Origin of the sequence: Streptococcus chenjunshii (assembly GCF_003086355.1) — a bacterium.
In the GTDB taxonomy this organism is placed as follows: domain Bacteria; phylum Bacillota; class Bacilli; order Lactobacillales; family Streptococcaceae; genus Streptococcus; species Streptococcus chenjunshii.
In genome coordinates this window covers 1,079,149-1,098,266 of record NZ_CP031733.1, presented here as the reverse complement: position 1 = coordinate 1,098,266, position 19,118 = coordinate 1,079,149, and the positions used below count along the sequence as shown (strand labels likewise).

Below are 19,118 nucleotides of genomic sequence, written 5' to 3'. Positions count from 1 at the left end.
ACCTCCTAATCCATTTCAATAATCTCAATCGAATTAGAAAACTCAAATGTTCCATCTTTAATAGCAACCTCTTTTTTCTCTAAGCTGTCAATCTTAGCTTGAACCTTTTCAATATTTTGATTAGCAGTTTCAATAGACCTATTCTTAGTTTCGATGTTGCTTTCAATGGTAGCAATATCTTTCTGATTAATTTCTAAATCCTCACCAGATAGATATTCCGCTTCTTTGAGAAGACCCTCTTTACGAGAATTATCATCTTCGATTGAATCCTTAAGCTGTTTGATTGAGTTATTTAATTTTTTGATCTGATCTGCTTGGAAAGATTTTTCCACTTTGATTTCTGACAAAGCAAATTCCTCACGAGAAACACTCTTTATCTTTTCTCTTTTTAGTTTACGATTTTGAGTTGTAACATAGAACTGGACAACATTGTCATCGTTATTTTCTTCTGTTTTAGAAGCTGTTTTAGAAGTCTGCTCTTGGTCATCTGAAGAGCTAGAAACATCAATATCGATATCGCTAGTAGAAACTGTTTTATTTGTAATATCAATCGCAAATGCTCCAAAATCTTCAGGAACATTGCGAATGATTACTGAGATTTTATTGTCTACGATTGGAACAATTTCCATTGTTGTATCAGAAGATTTCTTCTGAGCGTATAGGTTCCATTTGAGACGCTTTGTATCAATGCCACGATCAACTGGAGAGGTAGAATCCTTCGTCTCAAACTGAAGAACAATAATACCTGTTTCAGGAGAATAGGTTTGACTAGACAGTCTAATTTCACCTGTTCCATTTTCAAACGTCTGCTTTGTTTTTAGTTGTTCATCTGTATACGTCTGCCTCTGTGGAGAGTAAAAGGCCCCAACCAATAAACTGATCCAAGCTGTAAAAATAACGGAGAAAATAACCAACTTTCGCTTAATAACATTGTCTTGAAACCATCCCTTAATCCCTATAAAAGGTTTAGCAATAGAGCTGGATTTTATCTTTTCAATCAGGTTCTTTATAGTGTCAAGCATAAGTTACACAGCCTTTCTTTTTAACTTTTTCGTAATCTTTCCTTAAGTCCTCATCCTTGATATTATCAGCAATCATGGTCTGCTTTTTTTGCCCCTTGGTACCGAGAAAAACACCAATCACTAATACAAGCAGTACAACTATCCCAACAATAATAGGTTGTCCCATGGTATACCTTTTAAACACTTCCCAAACTGTAGGTTCACGAAACTGATCTGCAGCTGATGGCTTCAAAAATCCTAAACTTACAACCTTCAAGACAACCTGAAGAGCATACGATTTTAGCACCTTTATACTGAAGTAATACAAGACTCCTACCAAAAAGTAAATTATTGTACTAAATACTAAGAAACTCCCTAATAATTGTAAAGTATCGGCTTTTCTATACTCTTTATTAGTAGCTAATAACATTGTTGTTTTTAATAAAGGATTCATAGGTTCACAATTTTCATTATTAGCAGGATCTTTAAATCGTTTCCCTAACTTATGACAAGTGCGACGCTTTTTCTTTTGTTCCCATGTCCTATTACTTCTCTTTGGTATCGTCATCTGTCTTACTCCTTCCTGATAATAGCGACCTCACTTGACTGTTTGGCCAAAATATTTTGACCAACATCATAACTGCAGGGCCTAAGTAGCGTGTTCGTTTTTTTGTTATCAAAGTTATCGTAAATTTCAACTTCAAAAAGAGGAAATACCCAAGCCGAAACAAGAACAATAAGAAAAAGATAATGTCCAGCTGCCTTAAGAATTATAATCATCAACATTTACCTCCTTCAGGTGACATGTTGCTAGAGCTATAATAAATCCATCAAACAGACTAAATCCTAAAATACTCATCTGAGAATAGAAAACATTCTCTGGAATATCTCCATTGACCTTCATTAAAGCCCATTGAAAAGATAAAAATAATGATAGTGTCGCAAAAAGAAATACTGTAAGTCCTACTACAATTAACAAAAACCAAAGCAACTTAGAAACAGTTTTACTTGTCATTCAATCTCTCCTCTATTTTTTTCTGATCAGCAACAATTTGGCCATTTTTATCTTTATCAGCATAGAGAAAAAGCTCGAATTTACCGTCTCTTATTGTGACTAGAGTCGCTGCTTTGTCAACGTGGTATTTTTCAACCAATATCTGGCCATCTTTTGATTCTACATCGATGTAAAAAGTCGGATAAGAACTCTTCTCAGCTGAAGTAATAACAGCTTTCTTCCCAGCCTTACAATAAGGACATCCATTACGATAAAAGACTAGGTTAACATTTTGATTGACCGCTGCTTCCACATAGACTTGTCCTGTGAGATGCTTATTATAATCTTTGACGACATAAGTACTCCAGGTAGTCTGTATCCCAACAACTGTAAAAAGAATTACAGCAACAGCAGCTAAGGTTCCCAAAAATAGTTTAGAAAACTCAAACCTATCAGTCACTACCCCTCACCTCCTAAAAACTCAAACAAATCTCCTTGAACATAACTAACTTTGGCCAGACGTTTCATTTCAGACTTTAGTTTTTCAAAGCTAGTCATCACTAAACTGAATCGCAAAGTATCAAATTCTTCATAAACACTAACCAGTGGCAACATTGGAAAATGATCCTTCTTTTCACTCTGGAGAAACTCAAGGACTTGTTTCTCAGCTTCAATTACCCCATCTACCCGAATTAGGGCTGGTATGCTTGAAATAGCTTCTAGATTCTGATAAAACGTTAAAGCAACATCACCTGCTTTCAATGTTTCAAATTCAGGAAATTGATCAGTAATTTTAAAGTAATAAGCAGAGGGTTCTTGCCCTACTCCTGTTAAATAATAACCACGTACAATCTTAAAATTCTCTGTCATGTTCGTTCCCTCCATCTTCATCAATAAAGACACATTCGATTATTTTCTTTTTAGTAGACATCAAGAATGCTTCTTCGAGCCATTCTCTTTTAGTTTTTTTCACTCTCCATAGAAGGGATACCAAATAAGGATATTCTTCCAACATAAAGAGTCTCATCCTTTTGTTTCATCACTATTTCCTCTCTAACAAACCTTATGGACCTTGAATGGAGCTTGGTAGAAATTTGGATAGTTAATTACTCTCTTAGTTTTCTGAACAGGTAAAGGAATATGATAATTAATCTGCATGTACTGATAAGCTAATCCTCTACTCTCAAAAACCAATAATTGTCCCTGGTTATCATAAAGATAATCTCCATCTTCAAAACTAAAAATAACGTATCCCACATAGTACCTCACTTTCTAAGCTGTTCCATTAACGCTTGATAATCACTTTCTAATTCTCTATCATACCCATCTCTATAACGAATTTGATGGTTAGCATATAACATTCCAACTGTTAGTAAAGAGAAACTCCCTAAGACACTAACTAAAATAATTAAAATCATTTCTCTCTCAACTCCCTTTTCTATTTATTTAACATTAGACTAAGTAAATTCAATTTATCTTCAATATCAGACTCCCCTTTTTAGCTCCACGTATCATAGATATAAATGTAAAGGCAACTTGCGGGTTTTAAATCTTATCCAATATCAACCTCAAATAAAGATAGTTGTTTAACTTGTTTAAGCCCATTTTTAACCCCTTCTATTACCTGTTTAGTAAATCCTAGACTCTCTTCAAAGAACGTCGCTATATTGGCAAAATAAGCCTCTTGACGTTCCTTTTTCACCTGAATAAGTGAAAAGACAATGGCTTTGATTGAAGCCAACCTAATTCCTCCACCTCGTCCAGATTTAACTACAAAGAAGATTTTACGATCAGCTTTTAGTGCTTTTAAGACTTTATCCAGTGATCGCTCAGGAATGTTCAATTCTTCTCTGATAGCTTTTTTAGTTGTTTGGATGAATGGATCTTCTGACTGAAAATAGCCTTCCAAGTAAGCCATGATATCTGCTTTCCACTCGTGAAGATGACTATTCTTACGATCGGCACGCTTCTTTTTAAACTTATACCAGCGTTGCTTGATAAACAAGTCTGAATCCTTCAGACTCTCATTGACCCAAGCCTTACATAGTAATTTGATGTAATCTCGGCTAGCAGCTTCATATTTTCCTGAATAGGCTGAACAAACGACTTTCAGAAACTCGTCCTGAGAGAGCGGTTCGACCAATTGTCCATTAAAATCAGCTAAAACGGCCTCACAATCGCTCTGAGAGACACCAGATGAGAAGTTAGCCAGTGCTAAAGTAAATAGCACATTGTTTCTTCCCATCAAAGCTTTATCACCCTTAATATTAGCTTCTCTCATCAGCAAACCATACCAGGGCTCATCTATCTGCCTAACCCCTTCAGTTCCCGCAATTACTGTTAAGTTTGGTTTCTTATTTGGAAAAGGAAGATCAGACTGTTTCATTGACCAAGCTAGCCACTCCTGGAAAGAGTAGGTGTATTCCTCATGGAAAAGCTCGATGTTATCCGTTCGTGGCATACGTGCGATTCCAAAGTGGTTGCAGGTCATGTCAACGGGTAGGACTTGGCCAAAATAGTTTCGTAAATTTTGAGAAATAGCTTTGGCCACTTTGATTACTTTAAATTGTGAATGGACGGTCACATAGGCTGGCTCGTCAAGAACGAAATAAGCCTGGAAACCTTTGTCTGATTTCAAAATTATTGTTGGCATGAATCCTAAATCAATAGCAGCCGTAAGAATATCTCCTGATGTCATCTCTTCAGATGAAGAGGTGATGTCAAAGTCAATATAAAACGTATTGATTTGTCTTAGGTTCTCTTCAGCATGACCACGTGTAATCTGACGTCTATCGTCCTTGTAAGCCCCAAATCGGTAAACATTTGGTGTCCAGTGAGTGAAACGATCCTCATTTTCAGTAATAGCTTCCATCGATGTCAGCACCAATCCACGTGCTTTAATCATGTTAGCTTTGGATCGGAAAGCGAAGATGGCTCCTCGCTTTCCTTCATCGGCTGAAGAGATGGGGGTTAAATGACTATTTTTAAATTTATAATTCCGTAATCCATCTTTTAAAATTAAGTTGTAGATATTTGTCATTTCAAATTCCTTTCTACTACTTAGCTGAAATCATACCAGTATTAACTCAAATAAAACATCATCTTGTAAATCTTCCAAAATATTTTCATACAATTCTTGATCATCCCACCCATCATACTCACTATTGATCGATAAGTTAATCTCATCAAAATTTGTAACTCGGCCAGTCTCATCAAGATAAACCCTAATTTCACCGCTATAACGAACGCAACTAATACAGCCTTCAATATCCGAATAGACACCAGTCTCTCCATCAATATAAACAACGTTGTCATATCTAACTTCTAACGTCAGCTCCCCGATATTTTTCTTTACAACAATCTGCCTTATCTGGTTTTCCATCATAAAATCACCAATCTTTCCATAATTTTTCCTTTTCTAACTGTAAAAAATAAACGTTTCTCCCCCTTTTCTTAATTAAACAAATCTAACTGCTGTGCTGGCTGGAAATTCATCCAGAGAACTTCCGTCCGTGGCAATCCCCGCTCTGCAGTGGCCGAAAATTCTAAACGTTCCCAGTTGGATAAATACCGATCATACAAGTCACTGGTATAACCGCTGAGAATAATCTGAGCCTTGCTTTGATTTAACAGTTCTAAGAGTTCTATATGATCGTTGTCTGTCATCTCATGACTATACTGTTTTCTGGCTCTAGTAGATAAGATGTAAGGTGGATCAATATAAATGACTGCTTCAGGCCGACTAAACTCTTCGATTAATTGCAGAGCTGGTCTGTTTTCAATTTGAACACCTTTTAATCGGACGGCCATTTCGCGTACTGTCTCTGGAAGTCTGTTCCAGTGTTGTACCGCATATGCGGATTCACGACCAGAAACATCACGCTTCCATCCTGATTTTTCAAACACTCTGAAACCATGGCTCATGGTTGAACGGATGATGAAGTTAACGGCCTTATCTACCTCATTATTTGGTTTATTTTTCCAAGCCATTTCATAGATTGAGCGGCTGTATGGGATTCCCCACAATTTCTCCTGAAGAACATCTGGAGCGGACTGAATAACTTGAAAAAGATTAACCACATCGTCATTTAAATCATTGACTGTTTCGATAGGGCTTGGCGATTTCGTAAAAAGTACTGCTCCAGAGCCAAAGTAAGGCTCTAGGTAACTTTTGTGTTCCGGCAGCAAGTCAATAATCTTCTGAGCCAGATTCCATTTACTTCCGGGATAACGTATCAGGGATTTCATATCTATTCTCCATATTGTTCTTCATACGCTCTTTTATATGCTTCATAAAAATCATCAAAATGATTAGAGAGCGGCAACTCCCCATAGTCAATATAACAATTAATAGCCTCATCAAGAGTCGTAGAGTTAATGCCTTTGAAAGGAGTTAATAACTCATCGTTAGATAAAATCTCCCATTTCAACTGAATCACCTGTTCGGTTAATCGACGGGCTCTTCTCATTTTTCGATTAAATTCTTGTTTATTCAGCATTTCTTTACTCCTTATCTCAATTTATTCCTTCAAAGAAGGTAAACGTAAAATACCTTTATAATTTTTAAAGTATCTTTTCTCCAGCATCCTAACAGCAGCCTGTCCCTGTCGTGTATTAGGCCTTTCTGTTGCTATTTTGATAGTTTTAAGCACGATGCTTCGATTCCCCACATAATCTATCAATTCATAATTTGTTGTGGTTTGTATTTTCATTTCTTCTTGTATCATAATTTCTCCTTCAGTTAACTTTCATGCTTTGAGGAAGAGAAGGGGTTGGCAAACAATAACCATTTTGTAAGTCTTTCTTCAAATAAAATTCAGGATTTGTAGTTGTTACGTAATCGCTTCTTCTCCACTTTCGACGAAGACGAGTGTTGAAAAGCGAAACTTTCGATTCAATCTCTTTAAACCTAAATCCTAATTTCAAATATGTTGTAACAATTTCATGAACATGTTCCTTAGATTCTTTATTTCTAACCCTGTTATGAACAGCCTGATCCTGATCTTCTAACTTTAAACTTTTCTGATATTGGATATACAGTACTCTCATCTTTTCGATTTTTTTCTGCCAGTTCAAATTATAAGGTTGACAAGAGTATTTATTTATCAATTTGCTAACAGGTTCTTTGAATTTCATCTGAACAGAATCAAACTCACCTAAATCAGTTAGAGGATCAATAAAACCCATTGGTTCACTGTTAATCAACTGATTATAAAATTTATTTCTAATCATCATATCCTCCTAGTTTGTTATCTATTGAGTCAGTTCATTTCTTCAAATAAATTCAACTGATAGAACTCAGAATGATGCTTTGGCTCAGTAGGTATAGAGGTTTCTTTCTTCTCGGCTGATTCTGAACTTATTTCCCGATCGTGATCAATGACTTCATAAACTTCTAAGCTCTCAATATCTATCACGATTTCCAATCCCTTCATGGTAAGACTCCTTTCTTTATGAAATTTTAAGCAAATAAAAAAGGAGAACAGATTTCTCCGTTCTCCTCATAAATACAGGATTATTTAATTCTAAAAACTCTTACCACTTACTCTGCTTTTCAAAATAAAGGCAGCTGACAGAATACAGACAGCCAGACATCAGCTTAATTGCTGACGGATGTCAGCCCTAAGAACCTCGAGGCTACTGATAGCATATTCATCCATAACCCGAGGCAGCTGCTTAATAATATTAAGGCAAGCAAATGGATCTGTAAAATTAGCTGTTCCCACTGCGATAGCTGATGCCCCCGCAATCATCATCTCAATCGCTGCCTCTGCAGAATCAACACCCCCCATTCCAATAATTGGTAAATCTGTACTTTGAGCAACCTGACGAATGAGTTTAAGTGCCACAGGAAAAACAGCCGGACCGCTCATCCCCCCCTGTCCATTGGCAAGGATTGGCTTTCTGCTGGCTAAATCATAACGTGTCCCTACCAGTGTATTAATCATCGTAAACCCTGCTGCACCTGCTTCTTCTACTGCTTTAGCAACCGCCGTAATATCCGCAACACTTGGAGTTAATTTAACATAAACAGGTACTTCCGAATGTTCAGTACTGGCTTTGACCGCTCTATAAGCCAACTCCGGTACTTGTCCGATAAGAAGACCATCATTGCCGTGATCGACATTAGGACAGGAAATATTAAGCTCGACAGCTTTAACATTGGTTGCCCTGGAAATTCTTTCAGTCACATAGGCATATTCAGCATCAGAAAAGCCAGCGACATTGGCTATGATAGGCAAGTCAGGGAAATGCTCCGCCAGCCAAGGGAGTTTTTCAGATAAAACAGCATCCACTCCAGGATTTTGCAGCCCGATCGCATTGAGCATGCCTGAGGGGGTTTCTGCGACACGAGGAGTGGGGTTGCCAAAGCGAGGAGCCTGTGTTGTCGCTTTAATCATGATGGAACCCAATTGACTCAAATCATAATATTTCGCGTACTCCTGCCCAAATCCAAAACAGCCGGAAGCGGGCATAATAGGGTTTTTTAGTTCGAGTCCTGGAAGACTGATACTCAAACGATTTTCTGACATTTTAAATAACCGCGTTCGACCAGATAGATTTCTCCAAAGACTCCTTTCTGAGTCAGGCAAAAGATCTTCTGAACTATCTTTTGAAATCTATGGAAAATGCTAAATTTTTCGAACAGACATCCTTTCTCTTAAAACTCAATCTCTCCGGCAGCAAATACAGGCCCATCTTCGCAGACACGTTTATTAGACGCTTCTGCCTGATTTTTTAAATGAACGACGCAGGCATAGCAGGCTCCCATACCGCAAGCCATCCGCGCTTCTAATGATAAGTAGGCATGCGGGTGCTGGGCGAATTTTTTATCAACATATTTAAGCATCCCCGGCGCACCGCAAGAATAGACAGCATCAAATTCTTCTGACAGCTCATCAATTACTGTTGAGACATAGCCCTTAACACCGTAGGAGCCATCATCTGTTGTCAGGTAAACCTTACCGTAGCGTCTCAGTTCATCTTCTAAAATAACGGCGCTTTTATCCGCGAAACCAAGGACCGAAATAACCTCAGCTCCCTTAGCCGACAGTTGTTTTGCCGTCTCAACCAGAGGAGGCACACCGATACCGCCGCCAATCAGAAGGGCCTTTTGACCCGCCGAAAGCACCGATAAATCAAAACCGTTCCCCTGAGGCCCCATGACATCAAGCCTATCGCCCGCTGTCAGACTTGATAAAATAGCAGTTCCTTCACGCTCTACACGATAGACCAGAGTGGCGGTCTTATTCTCTTTGTCGATTTGTGAAATAGAAATTGGACGGCGCAGCAGTTTACTCGGATCCGGTACACGCAAATGTAAGAACTGACCTGCCTTCATCTCATGGACCATCTCCCCTAAAAGCCGCATTTCGAAAATACGCGGAGCAATTTCCCGCTGACTGACAACAGTCATATCCTCTTTTAAAATCAAAGATTTACTTCCTTCCCTTAAATGTTTCATAAAATACAAAGATCGTGAAAAGCTCATAGCAAAAACAGGAACCTAACCGCCGAGCCACTAAAGACTCAAGGAAGGCTGTACTCACAGAGCAGCCATATTCGTTCGTCAGCCTGAGACTCCCTACCCGCTCCCAGTCATCTACGGCTGATGGTAAACCCGAACCTTACAAAAAAATCCTGCTCTCCAAAAAAGAGAGCAAGATTAGAATACAGCCAGCTGACCCGGACCTTTGTTCTTTATCAGAAAAGGCAGCGCTTTTCCTGCTAAATTAACCTTGCAAGCTTCTCTGAGCCTAATTAAAGGTTATTAAATTTTTATCATTATATCTTGAATTTTTCGGCCTGTCAACTGACCGATCTAAAAATTAGTTACTGTTCTTGCTGCAGTGCTTCTTCTTCTAATTTCATTAAGCGAATTTGCTCAAAAAGAGCTGGATGGACGTAATCTTCTTTTAAAGAAAGATTAATGACCTTAAGTGATGAAAAAACATCTGCAAGCACGCCGAAAACACGGGCTCTGCTCTCGCCAAGAATAGTATGAAAAACCGACTTTTCTTCACATACTTCAACTAAACGGTCTATCCCTTCAATCCAATTATCAACAATGCTCAGCGATTTATTCAGTAAATTGAAAGCATGCTCATCATACCAGAACGTTGACTTTATCAGGCGCTCCTGTTTGTCTAACGTCTCTATGCTTTTTAAGATATCTCCCAACTCTGACTGAACCAGTGAAGGAGCAAAAGAGCCTCCCAAAAGGGACGGCGTCTTTTCTACCAAAATCAATTCATCCTTAAAAAGTGTCAAATAATGTGTACTCACTAATAATTTTTGAATCAACAGTTGATGGCTGCCCTGCCCTGCTGCCTCTAGATTTTTTCTCATTTTTATGCCACCGTTTATATTACTTTTTTGTTACATTTTCGTTACTATTACTATACCACACGAAAAATAAAAGAGCAATGGGAGAACGGACAATTTAATAAATATTTTCGAAAGAAAGAAAAAAGTTCTGAATACCTGCAGCAAGATGAAACAAGCTACAAACATTTCAGAACTTTATAAGCAGCTATGATGGACAGTTATTTTATATCAAAAGCCTGCCCAAATGAATGAAACGATTCCAGAAAAACAGTGAGCCCGCCGTTGAATTTGATTTGCCTATCCTCAATAAAAATAACATGTGTTTTTTCAGGGATCAAGAAATCAAACTGGTGTGAAGTGATAATCAGCTGTTTTCCTTGTTTAATCTTATCATAAAAAAGGTCTAAAATATCAGAGATAACAGCTAGATCTAAATTAGCAAACGGTTCATCAAAAATATACAGATCTCTTTCAAGTTGCAAGAATAACCAAACCGTTAAAAATCTTCTCTCCCCCATGGATAGGGTTCCAAAAGGCTTATCTAAGTTATTTCTAATTTTCTGAGGTATCTGCTCCATCGTAATGGCAGCCCCTTCAGACAGATCTCCAATTAAGCTTATCGTATCTTTCACAGTAGCTTCTGCAATAAAGGGCAGACCCTGACTGTGATAAATAATACGGCTGCTTTCAGGAAAATTGAAAAAATGTTCTGGCCTGTTACGATCTAGGTCAGAGATTAAATCTAATAGCAGTGTTTTCCCAACACCGTTTCTGCCGATAATCAAGTTTAACTTCTGTTCGTCGAACGAGAAACTGACATTATCTAAAAGCTGCTGCTGCTTGATTTTTAAACTAAAATTTTCTATTCGCATGTTAATTCCTGTCTTTGGGTGAAAAAACGGACGACACTTTTAAACAGTAGCTTCCAACCATAAACCAGACCAGTGCCGGCACGTAAAGCGAAAACGTTCCGGCAAGCTTATCGCCTATCATTAAGCCAATTTCATTAATTAAAGAAAAGACATTCATAAAATGAAACAGCCCGCTCAAAACAGCATTGTCAGGAGCATATTCCAATGAAAGCAAAGAAAGCAGCAAATAAGATGTCAGAACAGCCTGCAGCGTTACTGTATTTAGTGACAGTTTTAGGAAAACGGAAAAAGCAAAAAAACAGATCCCTACCCCCAGAACAGTTAAGACATTAAAGAGTATAAACAGCTCTAAATCCACACTTTTGCTTATGAACTCAAAAAGAATCAGCAGAATATTAACCTGCACTATTGTTAAAAGAAAATTGACTAATAAATTAACGGCAAAAATATAAAATTTAGAACCGCTCAGACTGGAAAAAACTTTTAGATAGTTATTTTCTCTAAGAGAAATAATATTTCCTGCCCAGCCAAACAGCATAGCAATAACAATGATATAAGAAATATAGGGGCTCAAAAACAGGACTTTTTCCTGATTGCTTAAAACAGCCCCCCTTCTGTTTAAAGCAAGAAACAAATTGACAGCTGGCAAAAACAGAGTATAAACTAGAAAAAATTTATTAGAGAGGGTTATATTTAATTGAAATTTAAACAGAGCCAGTATTTTCTTTAACATGACTGATGATTACCTCCAAGCTATAAGCACATTTAAAATCAAGGAAAAGGCAGATAGTTTCCCTCGTTTGGAAAAAGCTGATTTTTATCCTTAAAGTAAGAAATTTTATAATTTCTGGGGTCTATTTTGATATTATTAATTGAAGGAAATCCTTCAGCTGAATAAACCCGGACTAATCTGCCGAAATTCGTTGCTGAAGCTGTTTCCAGTTTTTGAAGACTGATGGGGATGTCAAGATGTTTAGAAGCCGCAAAAATATCCTCTATTGAAAAAGCTTGGTCTCTTGTTGTCCAGTTTCCTGCACATTCAGCAAATGTTAAATAATCATATGCTTGCAGCAGCACTTTTAAAGACACATGCTTTTCAAAATAATCTGTATAGGCATGGCGTGTATCTTCCTGACTGGCGAAAAAGGCTTCAAAAGAAAGTTCTTCTTTTTCAACATTTGGAAAGAGGTGACTGCCAAATCCGGAAGCCTCCTTAAAAGCTTTTAAAAATGCTTGGTATTGATCCTTGTGGCAGCCTAGCCCCATGGAAAAGTGCTGCTCAGTCCAATAAATAAAGATAATAACTGAAACATTGGGAACAATGCTGATATCGTTAATGTAATATTTCCCTTTATTTATCAAATCTAAGCCACTGCTTTTTTTAACAAGTGAGGTAAGGCTGATACCGGCAAATTTTGTCAAAAAACTGTAAACAAAACTCTGTCTTTCAATGAATTCATAAAAAGCATGCTCTATAGCCATTGCGGAATTGCTTCCTGCGGCTACACCCGACGTATCTTTATTGCTGTCACCCATTAATAACTGAAAGTTAGGGAGCTGTTCAAAAGAAAGTTTGTCATTATAAAAAGTCACTATACCAGACTGTTTAAAAACATTAATCCAGCTAAATAGCTCCTTTCTTTCAAAATTTTCGCCAAACGCTCTTCTGACAGCATCTATTTTTTCTTCTGATTTGCCAACTCCCTGACTTCCTGCAATATTGGTACTTAAACTAGCTAGGTATTCTTTTCTGAACAGCAGCTTATTAGCATATAGCTGCTGATGCATCCCAGATAAAGTATATTTCATTTTTTCTCCATTATAAGCTTGGTATATCAGGCACCTTGGCAAGATTTTTTTCATTAATAAAACGCAGAATACTCTTACCTTTTTCTGCCAGCACAATATCTCTATAGGGAAGCGAGGCAAATAAATCAGGTGAATACAGCTTCGTAACTTTGAACAACGGATTATAGTGATTAGGAATCAGCGAGACATAGACATGGTGAATCCAGTTGGGAATCAGTTCTTTCACGTCACCCTGTTCTCCTATATCTGCCTCTTTAAAGTTTCCTTCAGCAGCATTCCTGACCAAACTTTTAAAATAGCCTTTTTGCTCCTTATCAGTAAGCTGATAGCTCAGCCTGCTTTTCCCCTGTAAAAGAAACTCGGCATGTGAATTTTCATATAAGAGGAGCAAAGCTTCCTCAAAAGCTTTCTGGCAAGCCTCTTCCAAGACTCCTGAACTTCCCATACCAAAGCAGCTTCTGCCATCCAGCTCCAAGAATATCAAAGCATTATACAAAGGATAAAAATCGGTGTTGACCAAGACATCAAATCCCTTAAATTTTCTTCTATAAGAACGCTGAGAATACCATATTAAGGCCAAAGCATTTTTTTGAAATAATTCTTGCAGAGCGTTGGAAACCGCCTGACTGCCACTGGTATGGGCAGCTGTTCCGGTAGTATCTCTGTAGGCATTTAAGCTGTTGCTTAAAGCGAACTGCTCTTTTCTTATTCTGACAAAAGAATTTGTCACAAGGTCATATACCTCAGTATAGGCCTTATTATTATACCAAAAGACGGATGACCTTCTGTCTAAAGATTCAGAAAAAGACTTCAGCATAGAGAGATCAGCTCTTTCATCAATTGCATTTCCGCCGGACGGACCGCTGTGACCTTGATATGAAATTTTTCCCGGTTTTATTGAGGAAAAATAATAATTCAAAAATAGAGGTTTACGCGGGAAGTGCCAAAAATGATTATTCATACTTCTTTTCCTATCCACTGAATCATTGCAATTAAGTTAGTACTTAATGATAAGTTCAAATGTTTTGCTAAAAGATTATGCCTAAAACCTGAAACGGAAAGATCACCAGCGGCAGGTATTGAGGATAATGCTTCTCTTAGACTTTGTGCCATCATTCCTGTTTCTATAAATAAATGTTTGTAACCAACATAATGATATTTAGAGACGACCTTTTCTATATCACCGACATAGACAATCAGCTGATGAGACATTGGCTGTTCATCAGCTCCTAAAGCAAATTCGACAGTTTTACCATGAACCTGATTATCAAGGCTTCCTAACTTTAACAGTCTGTTTTGGATACTGTCAAAATAGTAATAGCCTCTGGATAGCCTGCTGTCATATTCATTGTTCTGAAGCTGTATAAAAATAGGATAAACAGGATATAACCCTCCGGCAGATGGGAACCTTCTATGCAAATTCTCCTTATCTATTCCAAAGGAATGATTCAAAACAGAGCTCACTTCTTGGAAATTCAAATCAGCATTGAAATGACGAAGCGATCCTTTATTATCAATAACAGTATCATCGAGGGCAATCGATTCTTCGTATATCTCAATTTTAGGTATTTTCTTTTCTATTTCAAAGAGATAAGATTCCAGAAGCGGGTTCAAATGCTTTTTTTGATTGTATTTTGGACCGATAAACACCGATTTTTGGTGAAATTTATTAATTTCACGCATCAAATAAATATCGTTCTCCTTTTGGTACTGCTTACCGACTGAGTTATCATAATAGTATTTACTGATGTCATCTGTCATTCTAAAAGCTCCCAAAATATCGCCGTATCTCTGGCTATTTTTCGATTTGATAAATTGATTTCAAGCGTTTCTAATAAAGCGGACTGATCCAGTGCTTCTTTGTCGTCAACAGAAAACAGTTCATAGATTCTAACCATTATCGTATTGATTAAAAAAATTTGTTCTGCACTGGCAAGGACCCTGTCATTACTGAAATACGGCTCTTTTTCAAGTATAGCACCTACAAGAGAGTTGTAAGACAGGTGCTCTTCTGTATTGGGCAAGGTCGTCCTGATAATACCGATATGATCAAAGTGTGTCGGAACAAGCCAGTCAGCATGATAAATATTATCAATATAATATTTAAATCCATAATAAAAAATAGTCAGCAAATAGATATTTTGCTTATCGCTAACAGCATCATAGACTTGTTTAACATAATCAGTATGATAAGAATTCAGCAGCAGTACAACAAGTGAGCTGTCTTCCAAATCGCTGAGGCTTACCTCCCCAAATTTTCTGATTTCTATAGGGACATTGTCGAAACTATCGGGGATAAATCGCCCGTTTAACTCTCCATTATATAAAAAATAAATCTTTTGAACCGAGAAATTCAGATCAATGTCCTCTGTCAGAATGCCCTGTGATTTTAAAAACTGCAAAGCAGACTCATATTTTTCTCTAAAAGCGGCAAGCATATCCTGATCAGCGATAAAGGATGAATCTTCAATTGATTTTAAAAAACCAATCATTTGTTGGTTTTTTAAAACTGATATTGAGCTGCTTGTTTGCAGCACTGTCTCATGCTGATTAATATCATACAGTAAAAACGGCTTTATTCTAAACCTGTTCATAGCACTTAACTCAAAGAGCCTGTTCCGCCATTTGCACAGCAGCAGCACATAATATAAAAATCACGCGCATCAGTAAATTCATGGAGTCTGGATCTGTTGTCTTTGAGAACTGTAACGCCCCAGCTGTTATCATCGCTGTCCCAATCGTGGACGACTTTAGTCATACTTTTGGTTTGGGTATTAACAATTTCAGTTTCTTTGATTGCATAATGAGGTTTCATATGATTCTCCTTAATATTTTTCTTTTCAAAATTTTCAAATTATAACACTTTTATGCTAAGCAGCATCAGTTATAAAACAGTAATGACTTCCAATAAAATAATCCCTTTTTCTGTTGCTCCCCCTTTCCCTATTTCTGGCTGAATAATCAAGTGAGACTTAATTATCGCCTTCTCTATAATATTCGCTTTTTTAAAAACAAATTGGCTGTTGAATGGTTTCAGTAAACCAAATATTTACATCGTTTTTAAGCGAATAAATAGAATGTTCTTATTATAATCCGAATAAAAACACAAGTCAAGAGTTATCAAGATGGAAAAGAAATTGTAAAACGAATGTCATACCAAAGAAATCTGACTGTCTTCATTGCATCAGCCAATATCATTAAAACTGCAGTTTATACGTAATGGAAGTCACTTTCCTCCCGCAGCAGACAACTCATTTGTTCCTGCTATGTGAAACGGACTGCAGAAAGTCACATAAAAAAGAAGACCACAGGTCCTCTTTTATATTTTAAAGCAGCTGCCACACTGCTGCACATGACTGACTCAACACAGCGGTTATAATAGCTGTGCGCCATTTTGCCTGTCCAAATATTTTTGTAAAATACAGTGATATTGAATATCCACACACTTTGAATTTTGCAGAGAAGCCTGTCCTTTTCCTATTAAAATAAGTCTTTTGTGCTTTTTGAGGCTTGTCAGCAGGACAGCTGCAACTTCATCGGCAGTCGAAAGACTGACCTCATCTTTTTCCATACCTTATGAAAAAAGAGACTTCTGCCTCTGTATCGGATGTTTTTTGGCAGAAATAAGTTAAACGAGTCGCTGACTTTTCTTTGTTTAGCTCTCTATTCATATTCTAAAAATAAAAAAAGACCGGATCGTGGAGCAAGATCCGCACTGTAAAAGGAAAAGCCAGACGGCTAGACGTTGCATCTGCCCAGCCGTCCTGATAGGGGCGTCTGCGAAATCAGAGATTTCGGACTTACCGCCAACCGTAGCTGACTGAAAGCTTTGCCGTCTTGACAGCCGACTGCACCCTTCTAGTCATCCTGGCAGGGGTGCGTCTGCGAAATCACAGATTTCGGACTTACCGCCAATTTTGCCGTGTGCTTCTACTGGTCTTTGTATCTTGGTAGGCTGCTGTTAACAGCTCTTTTAAGGTAGTCTCCCTTTTGCATAGACTGCATCACTTTTTTGATATTGCTGCAGAAAGTTAAATATTCTTCTTCCGTAATTTTATTTAAAATAGCTTGGAGATCATACAGCGAGTCTACCACCAGTCCTAACTGGTTCCGCTTTACAAAGTCAGCCACAGCTGCCTGAGACCAAACGACAACCGGAAGACCGGATGATAGATATAATGATAGTTTATGCGGATTATTATAGCGCAGATAATTCCCTGTTGCTCCAGAACAGCTGGAGAGCTCATCACCGTCCCAGACCAGTCCGAATCCGTGATTCAGCTGCGCTGGAACCTCATCAGCAGGGAAAGCTCCTTTATAGTGAATATTATTTGACTTCCGCTTTGGTTCATAATTGATTCCCAGCAGCTCAACAGACAAAGGAGCCAAATCCTCTAGTTTATAAATATAAGGGCTTTTTTCAGGACTTAAATTCCCAGCAATAACTATGCTGGGACTGAATGCTATCTTTTTATCCAGAGGTTCTTGATTGAGGTAATCAAAAACTTCCAAATCAATCAGCCGTTCTTTTTCCACACCATAATCGATAAACCATTCTTTCATTTTGGCATTATGGACAATAATTTGATCAGAATAGGCCAGCATTTGGCGGAATTCTTTTTGGTAAAAAGATAACTCATATATATTTCTGATTAACTCAACATCGTGAACTAAGGAAACAATATGGACTTTTTTTTGTTTTTTAAGTTTCTTTAAAAACCGAAAACGCCCCAGCTGCCTTCTCCTAAAAGGATGTTGGAGAACTAAAATTGAATGAGCCTCAAGAGTCTGATAAACATTTCGCCAGTCTCTGTAATAATGCCATTGTCTGTAAATCTTAGCTAACAGCCCTTTTTTATCAATTACTCCGGTGACTGTTACAGGCTTAAAACCAGCCTGATTTAATATGGCTGAACAGTCGTTAGTGGCCTTGCTGCCAGCATGCATAAACCTGCCGTAAGCTTCCACGATCTGGTATTTATTCAATTTGTTCTCCTAATAGGATGTTTTCCACATCCTTAACTTGTTTTTTGATATCAAACCCTTTTTCAGCAAAGCGCTTGTCAATCGTTTCCTGCTGACTGCGTTTCATGGTCAGCATAGTGATAATCTGCTGCGCCCAGACTTGTAAATCAGCATCCAGCGGCAGGTAAGCTGTGCTGTCTAAAATTTTTAACTCTTCAGTTACAGTATCACTAACCAGTACAGGCAAACCGTTAGCCTGTGCCTCAACCGCAGAAAGGGGCAAACCTTCAAAAAGTGATGGCAAAATAAAGAGATCAAAGGCACTCAGCCATGCTTGAATATTGCTTTGTGAACCTACTAGTTTTACCTTATCATGAATATGATAATCTTGTATTTTTTGCTTAATCACGCTTAGTGTGCCCTCTGATAAAGAGTTATCACCAAGGATAACCAGTCTTAAAGAACTATCTTGTTTCAGCGCAACATTAAAAACATCAAGCAAAAACGGTTGATTTTTTTGAACAGCTAAACGCCCGATATTTCCGATAACTTTATTGTTCGACCATCCCAATTCCTCTCTAATCCGCTTACGCTGATCCACTGAAAAAAGGAATTTATCAATATCAACAGCATTGTTAATAATAATACTTTTATCAAGTACGCTACCATTATATAAATATTGAGCTGCTAATTGTGAACAAGCAAAATAGTCGGTTGCATAATGAAATAACTTTTTTTTATTCAGTTGATGCAAAATGTATCTCATCCACGAACCACGCCATTGCGAAACATGACTATGGATAATACGTTTTTCAATTCCATATTTTTTTGCATAAATCAGCATGTCAATGTTCGAGACCCCCATAACATGATACCATATAATATGATATTCACTCGCATGTTTAGAAAAGAATGAATGCATCGCTTTTTTATAAACAATTGGATTTTTTCTTTTAGGTGGAATATAGAAAATTTGCGAGCCACGAGCACGTATTTCATCTTCAAAAATCACTTTTTCTTGAGTTCTTACGATAAAATCAATTTGAAATTTATCAGGATCTAAATTTCTATAGTAAGTCATGATAAACGTTTCAGTTCCCGCAAGAACAGGAGACAAACCAATAATTAATATTTTTTCTTTCATAATTT

27 protein-coding genes are annotated in these 19,118 nt (G+C 37.5%); all 27 read right to left on the bottom strand.

The window, feature by feature from the left end; genetic code table 11:
• Positions 1-5 precede the first annotated feature (5 nt).
• Positions 6-1,022: a coiled-coil domain-containing protein gene (locus tag DDV21_RS05425; RefSeq protein WP_116877267.1), complete on the bottom strand. Its 1,017-nt coding sequence runs from the start codon at positions 1,020-1,022 to the stop codon at positions 6-8.
• The gene (locus tag DDV21_RS05420) at positions 1,015-1,569 is read right to left on the bottom strand and encodes a hypothetical protein (protein WP_116877268.1); all 555 of its coding nucleotides are present in this window, start codon (positions 1,567-1,569) and stop codon (positions 1,015-1,017) included. Before DDV21_RS05420 ends, DDV21_RS05425 begins: the two co-directional genes overlap by 8 nt.
• 5 nt (positions 1,570-1,574) lie before the next feature.
• Positions 1,575-1,781: a hypothetical protein gene (locus DDV21_RS05415; protein WP_241964707.1), complete on the bottom strand. Its 207-nt coding sequence runs from the start codon at positions 1,779-1,781 to the stop codon at positions 1,575-1,577.
• Positions 1,765-2,016 (bottom strand): hypothetical protein, encoded by a 252-nt coding sequence (locus DDV21_RS05410; RefSeq protein WP_116877269.1) that lies wholly within the window; start codon positions 2,014-2,016, stop codon positions 1,765-1,767. Before DDV21_RS05410 ends, DDV21_RS05415 begins: the two co-directional genes overlap by 17 nt.
• Positions 2,006-2,455, bottom strand: a complete 450-nt coding sequence (locus DDV21_RS05405; RefSeq protein ID WP_116877270.1) for a thioredoxin domain-containing protein — start codon at positions 2,453-2,455, stop codon at positions 2,006-2,008. Before DDV21_RS05405 ends, DDV21_RS05410 begins: the two co-directional genes overlap by 11 nt.
• Positions 2,455-2,865, bottom strand: a complete 411-nt coding sequence (locus tag DDV21_RS05400; RefSeq protein WP_116877271.1) for a hypothetical protein — start codon at positions 2,863-2,865, stop codon at positions 2,455-2,457. The genes DDV21_RS05405 and DDV21_RS05400 overlap by 1 nt, the downstream gene beginning before the upstream one ends.
• 183 nt (positions 2,866-3,048) lie before the next feature.
• Positions 3,049-3,252 carry a hypothetical protein gene (locus DDV21_RS11905; protein WP_116877272.1) on the bottom strand — a complete coding sequence of 68 codons (204 nt, stop codon included), beginning with the start codon at positions 3,250-3,252 and terminating at the stop codon, positions 3,049-3,051.
• A gap of 8 nt (positions 3,253-3,260) precedes the next feature.
• A complete protein-coding gene (locus DDV21_RS11765; RefSeq protein WP_162886291.1) occupies positions 3,261-3,413 on the bottom strand; it encodes a hypothetical protein in 153 nt (50 codons plus the stop codon).
• 134 nt (positions 3,414-3,547) lie between these two features.
• A complete protein-coding gene (locus tag DDV21_RS05385) occupies positions 3,548-5,035 on the bottom strand; it encodes a primase C-terminal domain-containing protein (protein WP_116877273.1) in 1,488 nt (495 codons plus the stop codon).
• A 30-nt stretch (positions 5,036-5,065) separates the two neighbouring features.
• On the bottom strand, positions 5,066-5,380 hold the full coding sequence (locus DDV21_RS05380) for a hypothetical protein (RefSeq protein ID WP_116877274.1): 315 nt from the start codon (positions 5,378-5,380) through the stop codon (positions 5,066-5,068).
• A 68-nt stretch (positions 5,381-5,448) separates the two neighbouring features.
• Complete coding sequence (locus DDV21_RS05375) at positions 5,449-6,243, bottom strand: DNA adenine methylase (protein ID WP_116877275.1); 795 nt, start codon at positions 6,241-6,243, stop codon at positions 5,449-5,451.
• Between the two features lie 2 nt (positions 6,244-6,245).
• Complete coding sequence (locus DDV21_RS05370; RefSeq protein ID WP_116877276.1) at positions 6,246-6,494, bottom strand: hypothetical protein; 249 nt, start codon at positions 6,492-6,494, stop codon at positions 6,246-6,248.
• 21 nt (positions 6,495-6,515) lie between these two features.
• The gene (locus DDV21_RS05365; RefSeq protein WP_116877277.1) at positions 6,516-6,722 is read right to left on the bottom strand and encodes a hypothetical protein; all 207 of its coding nucleotides are present in this window, start codon (positions 6,720-6,722) and stop codon (positions 6,516-6,518) included.
• Between the two features lie 10 nt (positions 6,723-6,732).
• On the bottom strand, positions 6,733-7,227 hold the full coding sequence (locus DDV21_RS05360; protein WP_116877278.1) for a modification methylase Sau96I: 495 nt from the start codon (positions 7,225-7,227) through the stop codon (positions 6,733-6,735).
• Positions 7,228-7,256: 29 nt separating this feature from the next.
• The gene (locus DDV21_RS11760) at positions 7,257-7,430 is read right to left on the bottom strand and encodes a hypothetical protein (protein WP_162886290.1); all 174 of its coding nucleotides are present in this window, start codon (positions 7,428-7,430) and stop codon (positions 7,257-7,259) included.
• A 159-nt stretch (positions 7,431-7,589) separates the two neighbouring features.
• Positions 7,590-8,528: a dihydroorotate dehydrogenase gene (locus tag DDV21_RS05355; RefSeq protein WP_116877279.1), complete on the bottom strand. Its 939-nt coding sequence runs from the start codon at positions 8,526-8,528 to the stop codon at positions 7,590-7,592.
• A gap of 128 nt (positions 8,529-8,656) precedes the next feature.
• A complete protein-coding gene (locus tag DDV21_RS05350; protein WP_162886289.1) occupies positions 8,657-9,430 on the bottom strand; it encodes a dihydroorotate dehydrogenase electron transfer subunit in 774 nt (257 codons plus the stop codon).
• Between the two features lie 398 nt (positions 9,431-9,828).
• The gene (locus tag DDV21_RS05345; protein WP_116877281.1) at positions 9,829-10,344 is read right to left on the bottom strand and encodes a hypothetical protein; all 516 of its coding nucleotides are present in this window, start codon (positions 10,342-10,344) and stop codon (positions 9,829-9,831) included.
• 197 nt (positions 10,345-10,541) lie between these two features.
• On the bottom strand, positions 10,542-11,195 hold the full coding sequence (locus DDV21_RS05340) for an ATP-binding cassette domain-containing protein (protein WP_116877282.1): 654 nt from the start codon (positions 11,193-11,195) through the stop codon (positions 10,542-10,544).
• 1 nt (position 11,196) lies between these two features.
• Positions 11,197-11,928: a hypothetical protein gene (locus DDV21_RS05335; protein ID WP_116877283.1), complete on the bottom strand. Its 732-nt coding sequence runs from the start codon at positions 11,926-11,928 to the stop codon at positions 11,197-11,199.
• Positions 11,929-11,966: 38 nt separating this feature from the next.
• Positions 11,967-13,004: a YcaO-like family protein gene (locus DDV21_RS05330; protein WP_220431755.1), complete on the bottom strand. Its 1,038-nt coding sequence runs from the start codon at positions 13,002-13,004 to the stop codon at positions 11,967-11,969.
• 10 nt (positions 13,005-13,014) lie between these two features.
• Positions 13,015-13,965, bottom strand: coding sequence for a YcaO-like family protein (locus tag DDV21_RS05325; protein ID WP_116877284.1), 951 nt, complete (start codon positions 13,963-13,965; stop codon positions 13,015-13,017).
• Positions 13,962-14,765: a nitroreductase family protein gene (locus DDV21_RS05320; protein ID WP_116877285.1), complete on the bottom strand. Its 804-nt coding sequence runs from the start codon at positions 14,763-14,765 to the stop codon at positions 13,962-13,964. Before DDV21_RS05320 ends, DDV21_RS05325 begins: the two co-directional genes overlap by 4 nt.
• Positions 14,762-15,598, bottom strand: coding sequence for an McbB family protein (locus DDV21_RS05315; RefSeq protein WP_116877286.1), 837 nt, complete (start codon positions 15,596-15,598; stop codon positions 14,762-14,764). The genes DDV21_RS05320 and DDV21_RS05315 overlap by 4 nt, the downstream gene beginning before the upstream one ends.
• Positions 15,599-15,603: 5 nt before the next feature.
• Positions 15,604-15,819: a hypothetical protein gene (locus tag DDV21_RS05310; protein ID WP_116877287.1), complete on the bottom strand. Its 216-nt coding sequence runs from the start codon at positions 15,817-15,819 to the stop codon at positions 15,604-15,606.
• 1,115 nt (positions 15,820-16,934) lie between these two features.
• The gene (locus DDV21_RS05300) at positions 16,935-17,990 is read right to left on the bottom strand and encodes a glycosyltransferase (RefSeq protein ID WP_116877289.1); all 1,056 of its coding nucleotides are present in this window, start codon (positions 17,988-17,990) and stop codon (positions 16,935-16,937) included.
• Positions 17,983-19,113 (bottom strand): glycosyltransferase, encoded by a 1,131-nt coding sequence (locus DDV21_RS05295; protein WP_116877290.1) that lies wholly within the window; start codon positions 19,111-19,113, stop codon positions 17,983-17,985. The genes DDV21_RS05300 and DDV21_RS05295 overlap by 8 nt, the downstream gene beginning before the upstream one ends.
• Between the last annotated feature and the right edge of the window lie 5 nt (positions 19,114-19,118).

What these genes read in the sequence shown, in the direction of transcription:
- DDV21_RS05425 (WP_116877267.1), bottom strand. Translation starts at nt 1,022, where the DNA reads ATGCTTGACACTATAAAGAACCTGATTGAAAAGATAAAATCCAGCTCT.
- DDV21_RS05420 (WP_116877268.1), bottom strand. Translation starts at nt 1,569, where the DNA reads ATGACGATACCAAAGAGAAGTAATAGGACATGGGAACAAAAGAAAAAG.
- DDV21_RS05415 (WP_241964707.1), bottom strand. Translation starts at nt 1,781, where the DNA reads ATGATTATAATTCTTAAGGCAGCTGGACATTATCTTTTTCTTATTGTT.
- DDV21_RS05410 (WP_116877269.1), bottom strand. Translation starts at nt 2,016, where the DNA reads ATGACAAGTAAAACTGTTTCTAAGTTGCTTTGGTTTTTGTTAATTGTA.
- DDV21_RS05400 (WP_116877271.1), bottom strand. Translation starts at nt 2,865, where the DNA reads ATGACAGAGAATTTTAAGATTGTACGTGGTTATTATTTAACAGGAGTA.
- DDV21_RS11765 (WP_162886291.1), bottom strand. Translation starts at nt 3,413, where the DNA reads ATGATTTTAATTATTTTAGTTAGTGTCTTAGGGAGTTTCTCTTTACTA.
- DDV21_RS05385 (WP_116877273.1), bottom strand. Translation starts at nt 5,035, where the DNA reads ATGACAAATATCTACAACTTAATTTTAAAAGATGGATTACGGAATTAT.
- DDV21_RS05380 (WP_116877274.1), bottom strand. Translation starts at nt 5,380, where the DNA reads ATGATGGAAAACCAGATAAGGCAGATTGTTGTAAAGAAAAATATCGGG.
- DDV21_RS05375 (WP_116877275.1), bottom strand. Translation starts at nt 6,243, where the DNA reads ATGAAATCCCTGATACGTTATCCCGGAAGTAAATGGAATCTGGCTCAG.
- DDV21_RS05370 (WP_116877276.1), bottom strand. Translation starts at nt 6,494, where the DNA reads ATGCTGAATAAACAAGAATTTAATCGAAAAATGAGAAGAGCCCGTCGA.
- DDV21_RS05365 (WP_116877277.1), bottom strand. Translation starts at nt 6,722, where the DNA reads ATGATACAAGAAGAAATGAAAATACAAACCACAACAAATTATGAATTG.
- DDV21_RS05360 (WP_116877278.1), bottom strand. Translation starts at nt 7,227, where the DNA reads ATGATTAGAAATAAATTTTATAATCAGTTGATTAACAGTGAACCAATG.
- DDV21_RS11760 (WP_162886290.1), bottom strand. Translation starts at nt 7,430, where the DNA reads ATGAAGGGATTGGAAATCGTGATAGATATTGAGAGCTTAGAAGTTTAT.
- DDV21_RS05355 (WP_116877279.1), bottom strand. Translation starts at nt 8,528, where the DNA reads ATGTCAGAAAATCGTTTGAGTATCAGTCTTCCAGGACTCGAACTAAAA.
- DDV21_RS05345 (WP_116877281.1), bottom strand. Translation starts at nt 10,344, where the DNA reads ATGAGAAAAAATCTAGAGGCAGCAGGGCAGGGCAGCCATCAACTGTTG.
- DDV21_RS05340 (WP_116877282.1), bottom strand. Translation starts at nt 11,195, where the DNA reads ATGCGAATAGAAAATTTTAGTTTAAAAATCAAGCAGCAGCAGCTTTTA.
- DDV21_RS05335 (WP_116877283.1), bottom strand. Translation starts at nt 11,928, where the DNA reads ATGTTAAAGAAAATACTGGCTCTGTTTAAATTTCAATTAAATATAACC.
- DDV21_RS05330 (WP_220431755.1), bottom strand. Translation starts at nt 13,004, where the DNA reads ATGAAATATACTTTATCTGGGATGCATCAGCAGCTATATGCTAATAAG.
- DDV21_RS05325 (WP_116877284.1), bottom strand. Translation starts at nt 13,965, where the DNA reads ATGAATAATCATTTTTGGCACTTCCCGCGTAAACCTCTATTTTTGAAT.
- DDV21_RS05320 (WP_116877285.1), bottom strand. Translation starts at nt 14,765, where the DNA reads ATGACAGATGACATCAGTAAATACTATTATGATAACTCAGTCGGTAAG.
- DDV21_RS05315 (WP_116877286.1), bottom strand. Translation starts at nt 15,598, where the DNA reads ATGAACAGGTTTAGAATAAAGCCGTTTTTACTGTATGATATTAATCAG.
- DDV21_RS05310 (WP_116877287.1), bottom strand. Translation starts at nt 15,819, where the DNA reads ATGAAACCTCATTATGCAATCAAAGAAACTGAAATTGTTAATACCCAA.
- DDV21_RS05295 (WP_116877290.1), bottom strand. Translation starts at nt 19,113, where the DNA reads ATGAAAGAAAAAATATTAATTATTGGTTTGTCTCCTGTTCTTGCGGGA.